The 12,296-nt window shown below is 54.4% G+C and carries 9 protein-coding genes; all 9 read left to right on the top strand.

Going from position 1 to position 12,296, the window contains the following annotated elements; translation table 11 throughout:
- Positions 1–40 precede the first annotated feature (40 nt).
- Positions 41–1,231, top strand: a complete 1,191-nt coding sequence (locus GQY55_RS17425; protein ID WP_160043149.1) for an aminotransferase class I/II-fold pyridoxal phosphate-dependent enzyme — start codon at positions 41–43, stop codon at positions 1,229–1,231.
- Complete coding sequence (locus GQY55_RS17430) at positions 1,224–2,402, top strand: aminotransferase class I/II-fold pyridoxal phosphate-dependent enzyme (protein WP_160043150.1); 1,179 nt, start codon at positions 1,224–1,226, stop codon at positions 2,400–2,402. The genes GQY55_RS17425 and GQY55_RS17430 overlap by 8 nt, the downstream gene beginning before the upstream one ends.
- Before the next feature lie 288 nt (positions 2,403–2,690).
- On the top strand, positions 2,691–3,824 hold the full coding sequence (gene mqnC / locus GQY55_RS17435; RefSeq protein ID WP_160043151.1) for a cyclic dehypoxanthinyl futalosine synthase: 1,134 nt from the start codon (positions 2,691–2,693) through the stop codon (positions 3,822–3,824).
- A 203-nt stretch (positions 3,825–4,027) separates the two neighbouring features.
- The gene (locus GQY55_RS17440; protein WP_160043152.1) at positions 4,028–4,609 is read left to right on the top strand and encodes a TetR/AcrR family transcriptional regulator; all 582 of its coding nucleotides are present in this window, start codon (positions 4,028–4,030) and stop codon (positions 4,607–4,609) included.
- A gap of 49 nt (positions 4,610–4,658) precedes the next feature.
- Positions 4,659–5,969: a cytosine permease gene (locus GQY55_RS17445; RefSeq protein ID WP_236575683.1), complete on the top strand. Its 1,311-nt coding sequence runs from the start codon at positions 4,659–4,661 to the stop codon at positions 5,967–5,969.
- Between the two features lie 4 nt (positions 5,970–5,973).
- A complete protein-coding gene (locus GQY55_RS17450; protein WP_236575684.1) occupies positions 5,974–7,098 on the top strand; it encodes a DUF917 domain-containing protein in 1,125 nt (374 codons plus the stop codon).
- Complete coding sequence (locus GQY55_RS17455; RefSeq protein WP_201452176.1) at positions 7,098–8,678, top strand: ROK family protein; 1,581 nt, start codon at positions 7,098–7,100, stop codon at positions 8,676–8,678. Before GQY55_RS17450 ends, GQY55_RS17455 begins: the two co-directional genes overlap by 1 nt.
- A 247-nt stretch (positions 8,679–8,925) precedes the next feature.
- Positions 8,926–9,828, top strand: coding sequence for a putative sporulation protein YtxC (gene ytxC, locus GQY55_RS17460; RefSeq protein ID WP_160043154.1), 903 nt, complete (start codon positions 8,926–8,928; stop codon positions 9,826–9,828).
- A gap of 376 nt (positions 9,829–10,204) precedes the next feature.
- Positions 10,205–12,145, top strand: a complete 1,941-nt coding sequence (gene thrS, locus GQY55_RS17465; protein WP_160043155.1) for a threonine--tRNA ligase — start codon at positions 10,205–10,207, stop codon at positions 12,143–12,145.
- The last annotated feature ends 151 nt before the right edge of the window (positions 12,146–12,296 follow it).

Consider the following 12,296-nt stretch of genomic DNA (forward strand, 5'->3'; position numbering starts at 1 on the left):
TATAAGTTCTGAACTTAAAGAGAGTATGGGGGAAACCGACATGGAGAAAAACAAAGCATTAAACATCGAAAGCCGGTTGGCGCAAATCGGCTCGCAGGAGGATCCGGTCACGGGTGCCGTGAACTTTCCGATTTACCAGGCGACCGCGTTCCGCCATCCGAAGCTTGGGCAAAGCACGGGATTCGATTACGCCCGCACGAAAAGCCCGACGCGCAAAGTTCTGGAGGAAGCGGCCGCTGAACTGGAGTCAGGAGACGCCGCTTTTGCCTGTAGCTCGGGCATGGCTGCTTTGCAAACGATTTTTTCCCTGTTCAAGCAGGGCGACCATTTGATCGTATCGCTTGATTTGTACGGGGGTACTTACCGGCTGCTTGAGAGAATCCTTTCAAAATTCGGCGTAAGCGCGTCTTACATCGACACCAACGATCTGGATGAGCTTGAAAGATCGAGACGGCCGGAAACGAAAGCGGTCTTTATCGAAACGCCGACCAATCCGCTGATGATGATTACCGACATCGAAAAGGTGTCCGCATGGGCCAAGCGCCATGAACTGCTGACCATCGTGGACAATACGCTGCTGACGCCGTTTTTCCAGCGTCCGATCGAGCTTGGCGCGGATATCGTCATTCATAGCGCGACCAAATATTTGGGCGGGCACAACGACGTGCTGGCCGGTTTGATCATTACGAAAGGCAAAGAGCTGTCGGAAGAAATGTTTTTCCTGCATAACTCGATCGGCGCCGTTCTTGGGGCAAGCGATTCGTACCAGCTGATGAGAGGCATGAAGACGCTGGCGCTGCGGATGGAACGGCACGAAAGCAACGCGATTGCCGTGGCCGAGTTTCTCAAGACGCATCCGGCGGTGGCCGAAGTGTTCCATCCGGCGTTTCCGGAGCACCCGGGTTATGACATTCAAAAGAAACAATCCAGCGGGAACACGGGCATTTTCTCCTTCAAGGTCAAGGATGCCCGTTACGTGGAGCCGGTTCTCCGCCACATCCGGCTGATCGCGTTTGCCGAAAGCTTGGGCGGCGTGGAATCGCTGATGACTTATCCGGCCGTACAAACCCATGCGGACATTCCGGAAGAAATCCGGAAGGCGGTCGGCGTGGATGACAGGCTGCTGCGCTTCTCCGTCGGCATCGAGCATATCGACGATTTGATCGCCGATCTCGGCGGCGCGTTGGACGCGGCCATTGAGGAAGTCGAAGGGGGAAAACGCCATGAGTGAGCAGCACGACAAAGAGCAAAACAGCCATGAAGCACGGAAGTTCGCGACGAAACTTCTTCATTTCGGCTCCGAAATCGATCGCAACACCGGGGCGTCCAGCGTTCCGATTTACCAGGCGTCGACCTTTCATCACGAGGATGTGTTTAACCCTCCGGTTCACGACTACAGCCGTTCGGGCAATCCGACGCGCCAGGCGCTTGAAGATTATATTGCGCTTTTGGAAGGCGGCGTAAGAGGTTTTGCCTATTCCTCCGGCATGGCCGCCATCTCCAGCACGTTTATGATGCTGTCCGCCGGCGACCATATGATCGTGACCGAGGACGTGTACGGCGGTACATACCGTTTGCTGACCAGCATTTTGAACCGCCTCGGCATCGAAAGCACGTTTGTGGACATGACCGACCTGGAGCAGGTCAAAGCGGCTTTGAAGCCAAACACCAAGGCGGTGTATATGGAAACCCCGTCGAACCCGACGCTGAAAATTACCGACATTGCGGCCGTCACGTCCTGGGCGAAAGAACATGACCTGCTTACGATGCTCGACAACACGTTTATGACGCCGTATTATCAGCGTCCGATCGAGCATGGCGTCGATATCGTGCTGCACAGCGCGACGAAATTTCTGGGCGGGCACAGCGACGTGTTGGCCGGTCTCGCCGTCGCGCGTACGCCTTCCATCGGCAGACAACTGAAGCAGCTGCAAAACGGGCTCGGAACGGTGCTTGGCGTGCAGGATTCCTGGCTGCTCATGCGGGGGATGAAAACCCTGCAGGCCCGGATGAACCACAGCGAGCAAAGCGCAGCCGTATTGGCCGCATGGCTGAACGGGCGCCCGGACATCGAGAAGGTGTATTATCCGGGGCTGCTGGATCATCCGGGACGGGAAATCCACGAGAAGCAGTCGACAGGATACGGAGCCGTCGTTTCCTTCGACGTCGGTTCGGGCGAAAGGGCCAAACAGGTTCTGAACAAAGTCCGGATTCCGCTCGTCGCCGTCAGCCTGGGAGCGGTGGAGAGCATTCTGTCCTACCCGGCGATGATGTCCCATGCGGCGATGCCGCCGGAGGTCCGCCACGAACGGGGAATTGCGGACGGACTGCTTCGTTTCTCCGTAGGCCTGGAGGATATCGACGATCTGATTGCCGATTTGGATCAAGCCCTGCAGGGATAACGCAGCAATGGAAGACGCCGCCTGACGCGGCGTTTTCTTTTTTGCCATGGTGAGCATCGCCATACCCTTGGGCTGTCGGGCTTTTTTTTGTCCATTTCGTGTCCATTTTGTGACGTTAGCCCTGTCAAATCCTTGAAAATCGCGGCTTCTGCAAAAAATACGGCCTTACATCCGAGAAAGTGAAGTTTTTCTCAAATGTAAAATGTGATAAGATGATGAAGACGGTTTGATGATATAAGTCCGCTAAAAGCATATATATTTTGCCATATGATAAGGAGGCTTCCGGAGATGAGCACAGTAGATCAGATCCTGGACAAAGCGCTGCGCGGGGAACGCTTGAACCTGGAGGACAGCGTCACCCTGTTTGAAAGCAACGAAGTCGAAAAAATCGGCCACGCCGCCGATATCATGATGAAAAGGAAGCATCCGGAACCGATTACGACGTTTGTGATCGGGCGGAACGTCAACTATACGAACGTGTGCGATACATACTGCACGTTTTGCGCCTTTTACCGCGTACCCGGTCATAAAGAAGGTTACTTGCTTCCCGACGAAGTGATCTTCCAAAAGATCAAAGAAACCGAAGATGTGGGCGGGACCGAAATTCTGATGCAGGGCGGCACGAACCCCGATTTGCCGTTCAGCTATTATACGGATCTGCTTCGCGGCATCAAGCAGCGGTTCCCGAACATTACGATGCACTCGTTCTCCCCGGCGGAAATCCGCAAAATGGTGGAGGTATCCGGGCTGTCGCTCGAAGAAGTCATGCGCGATCTGAAGGCTGCGGGCCTCGATTCCCTGCCCGGCGGCGGAGCCGAAATTTTGGATGACCGCATCCGCAAAAAAATCAGCCGCCATAAAGGCACGTGGCGCGACTGGATGGACGTCATGCAAACGGCTCACAAAATCGGCATGAACACAACCGCCACGATGGTCATCGGCTTTGGCGAAACGATGGAAGAACGCGCCCTTCACATGCTGCGGATTCGCGACGCCCAGGATGAGTGCATCGCAAACGGCTATGATTCGAAAGGTTTCCTTGCGTTCATTCCGTTTACGTTCCAGCCGGACAATACGGGCCTGAAGCGGGAGCGCGAAACGCCTGAAGCTTACCTGAAAACGGTGGCGATCGGACGCCTCGTCCTCGACAACGTGCCGAATCTGCAATCCTCTTGGGTGACGATGGGCCCTGAAGTGGGCAAACTGTCGCTCAGCTACGGCTGCAACGATTTCGGCAGCACGATGATGGAAGAAAACGTCGTGTCTTCGGCCGGCGCCGTGCACAAAGTGAACATCGCCTCGATCCTTCAGCTGATCCGTGAAGCGGGCAAAATTCCGGCGCAGCGCAACACCCGCTATGACATTTTGCGCGTGTTCGAAGAAGGAACCGAAATTGAACGCGATTTTGTTATGCAGAACTAATCGGTCTATTATTACGTTAATATTAGAAATAAATATGGAATGTTGAACGACAAAAATCCTGCTTCGGTACGAAGCGGGATTTTTTTGCGTTGATGCCAAATGCTGGAGCCTGCAACATCACCGAAAAAAAGTATTGTATTTTTATGCGTATATTTGTATAGTTTACTTAATTAACGTTAATTAAATGTTGGAGTTGAGGATCCATGACCAGAAATAAGCTCAAGGAAGCTGCGATGCGTTTGTTCGGGGAGAAGGGATACGACGGCACGGCACTCTCTGAAATCGCAAAAGAGGTGGGCGTGAAAACGCCGGCGATTTATGCCTTTTACGAAAGCAAGGAAGATTTGTTCATGACGGTTTTTCGCGAGGCGATGGATTCTTACAATACGTTTATTCAGGAGCTGTCCAAAGGGCGGGAGAAGCTGAGCGCACGGGAAAGCATGTACGGGATTTTGTCCAGGCAATACGAATTTTACCGGGAGTGCCCTGACGCGAGTAAATTCGTGCTGCGCTATATGGTATTTCCGCCCGTGTTTCTGAAAGAAACGATAGAGGAGGCCTTTCTCCATTCGGACGAACGGCTGACGAAGCTTGTCGGAACATTGATCGTGCAGGGCATGGAAGAGGGCGCCATCCGCGATCAGAAGGTGCAGCCGCTGGTAGATTCCTTTTTAAACGTAATGGACGGATTAAGCATCCAATATTTCTACTACACCTCCAAAGAGGTGTACGAACGCAAGCTGAATCATGTTTTTGAAACGTTTTGGAACGGCGTGCGCTCGTAAGCAATGGACAACCTCATCAAGAAGATTTCACAACAAGGGGATGGGTAAAGTGAGTGAAGCGAGTCAAGCAAAAAACAAGGAATCAAACGCGCAAGATTTTGAAAGGGAACCCGTTCCGGCGCATTTGCGCAAAAAATGGTTGTCCATGTCGCTCGTCTGGATCGCGATCGGCATCGACTTGTCGGCGATGTTTTTGGGAGCGGAGCTCGGCAACGGCATGAATCTTTCCGACTCGCTGACGGCCACGGTGATCGGTTCCGTCATTTTGGGATTGATCGGCGCGTTGTGCGCTTTTGTCGGAGCGAAAACGGGACTGTCCACGGCAATGATCAGCCGGTTTCTGTTCGGGAACGTCGGGGCGCGGATCGTATCGATCGTACTCGGTATTTTCTCGCTCGGCTGGTTCGGCGTGCAGGTGGGATTTTTTGCATCCAATATGCATACGGCCTTCGATAAACTCGTCGGAATGGATCTGCCGCTGGGCCTTCTATCGTTTATCGGCGGATTGCTCATGATGTCGACGGCGATTTGGGGATACCGTTCCATTGAAAGATTAAGCGTGTGGTCCGTACCGCTGCTTGTCATTTTCATCGGGATCGCCGTTTTCACGGCGTTCAAAACGAAGGGCGCCTCAGCGATTTGGGAGCCGATCAGTGGCTCGCCGATTCCGATGGGCACCGCGATTTCGCTCGTGATCGGCATCTTTATCGTCGGCACGGTGCTCTCGCCGGATATCGGACGTTGGGCGCGTACGCCGATGCATGCGGTAACGGCGGCGTTTATCGGTTTTTTTGTCGGGAACAGCTTTATGACGATCATCGCGATCTTTTTGTCCCGCCTTATGGACACGGATGATCTGACGAATATTTTCATTGCGCTTGGGCTCGGGCTTCCTGCCATCATCGTGTTGACGCTGGCGCAGTGGACGACGAACACGAACAATTTGTATTCCGCGTCGCTAGGATTTTCCGTCGTCTTTCAACGGGTGCCGAAAAAGCTGATTACCGTCATTGCCGGCATTCTCGCAACTTTGCTTGCCGTTTTCGGCATCTATGACAAGTTTCTGTCGTTCCTGAACGTCATTACGAGTTTCGTGTCGCCGATCGGCGGGCTTTACACCGCGGAATATTTGCTCGTGAACCGCGAAAAGTTTACGTTCGAAGGCATCGAGCGCAATAAAAACTGGATCATACGCTCGCTTGCCGTGTGGGTGCTTGCGACTTTGTTCGCTTATATGACGACGCCGTCGCCGGACGGGTTCGGATGGTTCCAGCTGACGCGCGTTCCGGCGCTGGACGCTTTTATCTTCGCTTTTATCGTCCAGTGGATCATCGGCAAAATTATGAGTAAGAAAGGATAACATCATGGCTAACAACATGGATTTTAACAAGTTGACTGAATTGGATGAACAGGCCGTCCAATATATCGCCGTCGGCGCGGCGGTGCTTGGAACGGGCGGGGGCGGGGATCCCCATATCGGTAAATTGATGGCGATGGAAGCCATCCGCAAATACGGCCCCGTGCGTTTGGTAAGACCCGAGGAACTGGAAGACGACAGTTTGGTCGTTCCTCTGTCGATGATCGGCGCTCCGACGGTCATGAACGAAAAAATACCTTCCGTTGAGCAGATGACCAGACCGCTGGATTTGATCGAAAAGGAGCTTGGGCGCAAAGTGAGCGCGGTTATGCCGATCGAGGTCGGCGGCGGAAACTCGCTTGTTCCCGTCATTGCGGCGGCGGAGCGCGGCATTCCGATTTTGGATGCCGATGCGATGGGACGGGCTTTCCCGGAATCGCAGATGGTGACGTTTTACCTGGACGGCATCGATTGCAGCCCGATCACGATGGCGGACGAACGCGGCAACGGCGTGCTTATGCATGCGATCGACGGCGTTTGGGAGGAACGGATGGCGCGCGCGCTGACGATTCAAATGGGCGGCTCGGCTTCCATCTGCGATTACCCGGTGTCGGGGGCGCAGGTCAAAAAAAGCGCCGTGCCGCACACGCTGACGCTGGCCTATGAAATCGGGAAAACGCTGTTTGAATCCAAAGAGCAGAAGCAAAACCCGATCGAAGCTTTGCTGAAGCAGCTGGGCGGTTACGCGTTGTTCAACGGCAAAGCCGTCGACATCCGCCGCCGGACCGAAGGCGGTTTTACGCGGGGAGAGGCCGTGTTTGAAGGGACCGATGCGGAGAAGGGACGCACGATGCGCCTGTTTTTCCAAAACGAATTCCTGCTTGCGACGGAGGATGGGCGGTCTCTGGCGGTCACGCCGGATCTCATTACGCTGCTCGATCAGGACACCGGGATGCCGATTACTACCGAAAACTTGAAATATGGCGCCAGAGTGACGGCGGCCGGTTTCCCATGCGACCCGAGATGGCGGACGCCGAAAGGGCTCGAGACGGTCGGGCCGAAATATTTCGGCTATGACGTCCCATATCTACCGATTGAAGAGCTTGCAGCAGGGAAAGGAGGAGATCTGTGATGTCGTGGACGCTCATAAGCGACAACGAAGAAATGTACCGCATCGGGATTGATGTCGGCGGGACGAATACGGACGCCGCCCTGCTCGATTCCAAGCTGAACACGATTCATACGGTCAAGGTGCACACGACCCGCGACGTCAACGAAGGCATCGTCGAGTCGATCCGCCGGCTGCTGGCGGAAAGCGGCGTAAATCCGGCCCGGGTCGGCTATGCGATGCTGGGAACGACCCACTGCACCAACGCCATCGTCGAACGCAAGCATTTGGGCTACGTCGGGCTCATCCGGATCGGCGCACCGGCAACGACCGCCGTGCCTCCGCTTGCGGATTGGGACGATACGCTGAAGGCCGCCGTCGGCCCTCATGCTTACGTTGCCCGGGGCGGTTACGAATACGACGGCCGTACAATCGTCGAGCTCGATGAAGCCGAAATCAGGGATTATTTGGGCAGAATGAAGGGGGAAGTGCAGGCCGTGGCCGTTTGCGGCGTCTTTTCTCCCGTCAATCCGTCCCAAGAAAAACGGGTCGCGGAACTGGCAAAAGAAGTGCTTGGCGACAAGATGCCGGTGACGTTGTCCCATGAAATCGGAAGCATCGGCATTCTGGAGCGCGAAAATGCATCGCTGCTGAACGGGGCGCTCCTGAACGTTATCGCGGGCGTCGTCCACGGCTTCGAACAGGCGCTGCAAAGCTTCGGAATTCGCGCCGGCGTCTATATCTGCCAAAACGACGGAACGCTTATGCGCAGCGAATACGCGCTTTCGTATCCGATCCTGACGATTGCCTGCGGACCTACCAATTCCATCCGCGGCGCGGCGCACTTATCCGGACTGAACAACGCGCTTGTCGTCGATATCGGCGGCACGACGACGGATATCGGCGTGCTCGCCCAAGGGTTCCCGCGCCAATCTTCGGCGGCGGTCGAAATCGGCGGCGTGCGCACGAACTTCCGCATGCCGGACATTTTGTCGATCGGCATCGGCGGGGGCACGATCGTGCGGGCTGACAAGGAGGGCGACCGCGTTACGGTCGGACCGGACAGCGTCGGCTACGAGCTGCTGAGACGCGGCCGGATTTTTGGCGGCGATACGCTGACGGCGACGGACGTCGCGGTAAAGCTCGGCCGTTACGAATGGGACGGCGCGCAGACAGAAGGGCTTGAAGAATCAATCTGTCTCAAAGCCGACGGAATCATCACACGCGATATCGAAGACGCCATCGACCGCATGAAAACGAGCGCCGAGCCGGTGGACGTCATTCTCGTCGGGGGCGGAAGCATCCTTGTTCCGGACAAGCTGGAAGGCGTCGCCCGGATCGTCAGACCGGATCATTACGATGCCGCCAACGCGATCGGTGCCGCCCTCGGCGAAGTCAGCGGGGAATCGGAGCGCATCTATTCGCTCGACGAGATGACTTACGACGAAGCCGTCGCGGACGCCAAAAGCCAGGCGATCGAGCAGGCGGTGCTTGCCGGAGCGGACCGTGCCACGGTGCAGATCGTGTTTTCCGAGGATATTCCGATCGCCTACCTGCCGGGCAATGCGCTGCTCGTGAAGGCCAAAGCGGCAGGACGTTTGTAATAATCCTTGCGTTAACCATTTTTTGAAAAGGCTTCTTCCTATGGCACTTGCATAGGGAGAGGCCTTTTTTGCCGATTGCGCATCCCCGGAATTTGGCATCCCGAGCAGCAAATTTCGCCCGGTTTTCCAGCGGTTTCATGTCGATTCGGCTTGAGAAATGTTAGCCTGTTTTCCATCGATCCCTCCCGTATATCCCCCCCGCAGAGACATATACTTTGTAAGAAGGATTTTGAAAGGAGTGAACTCCATGGAACTGTTCAGCATCGCAGCCCGAACCTCCGATTCACGGGAAGAGGAGCGTTATATCCGCATGATTACGAAAGCAAACCAGGCTTTACATAAAAAGTACAAAACACTCAGCATCAGCTGTTCGGTCCATGAGGGGACGACCTTCTGGCGGTGCCGCGAAGACGACCCGCGGTTTTTGAAGGGCAATGTTTTGCAGCAGATTTACGGTGCGGCGGCAAGCGCGCTTGCCGAGTATATTTTGCAGGAGAAAGAGCGGGAGCTGTTGAAAAAGATTCTTGACGAGGAGTTCGACTTTCCTGATCCGGAGGAGCATGAGCAAATCCTGAAGCATTGCCGGATGATGATGGAGGGAAAATCGGAGTTCGGCGATTCGAGGCACCGCCGCTCGTCCATGCTTGCCCAAGGCATTCAGCAATGTTTAAGCGAAAGACCGTTGCTTCATGTGGATGGTTTTTTAACCTTCCGTGCCCATAACTACATGAAGGAATTAAAAGAAATCGTGGAATACGCCGTGGATGAGTTTTTGATGGACCGCCAGTACGAAGAATTCGTCGGCATGCTGAAATATTTCGTTTATTTCCAGCAGCCGCAGGTTCCGCTCGTCCACCTGATCCACAAGGGCGGGCAGGACGTGCTGCTTTTGGATGAGGACATGAAGCCGCTCGATCACCGGCATGACGAGGGCGTTGTGGTGGAGCGGCTGGACCAGCAGGATTTGCAGATGGAGGACGCCGTGGTGACCACGCTGATTTCCGTATCCCCGGCCAAAATCATCATCCATACCCGGGAGCCGCATATGGCGGTCATCAGAACGCTGTCGCAAATTTTCGAGGACCGGGTGGAAATATGCCGATATTGTCCCGATTGCCACGGTTATTTCCGGGAAACGGGGAAGATCTGACTTGACTGTAAAAAGTCTGGGACTTATAATAACTCACATAATTCGATAAAAGCTTCGACAAAGACATGGACCTAAGAAACGGGCGTTGCAGAGAGAGGAACCGATGGCTGAAATTTCCTCACGATCCGGCTTACGCGTCTACCCCTTTGTAGCTGCGGTCAGGAACGTTTTTCCAAGCGGGAAAAGCAAGTAATGGACCGCCGGGTCATTCCGTTACCATATGCTGATGAAGGATAATGCGGGTTTGCGGTAAAGTCTGCCGATGACATGCATTATTGAATTTGGGTGGAACCACGGGTACAGACACTCGTCCCTATGTTACAGGGATGGGTGTTTTTTTGTATGCTTTGGGTTAATTTTGAAGGAGGAATAAAAGATGTCGGTAAGTATCAAACTGCCGGACGGTTCGGTTCGGGAATACGCGGAAGGAAGCACGATTGAGGATGTAGCCGCTTCGATCAGCAGTGGTCTGAAGAAAAACGCAGCAGCAGGCAAAATGGACGGAATTGTGGTGGATTTGTCTACCCCGCTAAAGGACGGCGCAACGATTGAAATCGTAACGCTCGATTCGCCGGAAGGCCTTGAAGTGATGCGTCACAGCACGGCGCATTTGATGGCTCAAGCGACGAAACGCCTTTTCGGCGCTAAAGAAGTGAAGCTTGGCGTCGGACCCGTCATCGAAGGCGGATTTTATTACGATATGGATTTGGAGCATCCGCTCAACCCCGAGGATCTGCAAAAAATCGAAAAGGAAATGGAGCGCATCGTCGGCGAAAACCTGTCGATCGTACGCAAGGAGGTCAGCCGCCAGGAAGCGCTGGACATTTTCGGCGAGCTGGGCGATCCTTACAAGCTGGAATTGATCAATGCGCTGCCTGAAGACAGCGTCATCTCGATTTACGAGCAGGGCGAATTTTTCGACCTTTGCCGCGGGCCGCATTTGCCTTCGACCGGCAAAATCAAAGTGTTCAAGTTGATGAATGTGGCCGGCGCGTATTGGCGCGGAGACAGCAAAAACAAAATGCTGCAGCGGATTTACGGCACGGCGTTTGCGAAAAAAGCCCAGCTGGACGAGCATTTGCACTTGCTGGAGGAAGCGAAAAAACGCGACCACCGCAAGCTTGGCAAAGAGCTCGGCATTTTCACCTTCTCCCAGCTTGTGGGACAAGGCCTGCCGATGTGGCTGCCAAAAGGCGCGAAGCTGCGCCGCACGCTGGAACGTTACATCGTGGATCTGGAAGAAAGCCTTGGCTACCAGCACGTATATACGCCGGTTCTTGGCAATGTCGAGCTGTACAAAACGTCCGGCCACTGGGAACATTACCAGGAGGATATGTTCCCGAAAATGGAACTCGACAACGAAGAGCTTGTGCTTCGTCCGATGAACTGTCCGCACCATATGATGATTTATAAAAGCGAAATGCACAGCTACCGCGATCTGCCGATCCGGATCGCAGAGCTTGGCATGATGCACCGCTACGAAATGTCCGGCGCTTTGACCGGTCTTCACCGCGTGCGTGCGATGACGTTAAACGATTCCCATATTTTCTGCCGTCCGGACCAGATCAAAGAAGAGTTCCTGCGCGTCATCCAGCTGATTACGAAGGTATATGACGATTTCGGCATCAAGGATTTCCGTTTCCGCTTGTCTTACCGCGATCCGGAAGATACCGAGAAATACTTCCAGAACGACGAGATGTGGGAAATGTCCCAGCGCATGCTGCGCGAGGTCGTCGAGGAAACCGGCATTCCGTTCTTTGAAGCGGAAGGGGAAGCGGCCTTTTACGGACCGAAGCTGGACGTGCAAATCCGCACGGCGCTCGGCAAGGAAGAAACGCTGTCGACCGTACAGCTGGACTTCCTGCTGCCTGAACGCTTCGAGCTGGAATACGTAGGCGATGACGGCCAGAAGCATCGTCCGGTTGTTATTCACCGCGGTATTCTGGGCACGATGGAACGGTTTGCGGCTTTCCTGCTGGAAAATTTCGCGGGTTCACTGCCGCTGTGGCTGTCCCCGGTTCAGGTCAAAGTCATTCCGGTTTCGAACGCTTTCGAAGATTACGCCAAGCATGTGGCTGATCAGCTGCAGCTTAGCGGCATTACCGTCGATGCGGACCTCCGCAACGAAAAAATGGGCTACAAAATCCGCGAAGCACAGCTGGAAAAAATCCCGTACATGTTTATCGTCGGCGAAAACGAAATGAACGCTGGCTCCGTCTCCATCCGCAAACGCGGGGAAGGCGACCAGGGCGCGAAGCCGCTTGCCGAAGCGGCGGCGATGCTGAAAGAGCAAATCGCAAACCGCGTTATTTTCTAAATATCAATGGCTCGAAATTGGATCGTAGTGTTTGGAATGAAGCGAAAGTAGCGGAGGGGACGGAATCGTTCTGAAGTAGCTGAAAGCTTTTGAAAAAAGCTACTTCGGACATGCACGTTCCATATTTTGAGCGACATCATCCTCTGCCATG

It is taken from the genome of Paenibacillus sp. USDA918EY (assembly GCF_009870825.1).
GTDB classification, from domain to species: domain Bacteria; phylum Bacillota; class Bacilli; order Paenibacillales; family Paenibacillaceae; genus Paenibacillus_AQ; species Paenibacillus_AQ albilobatus.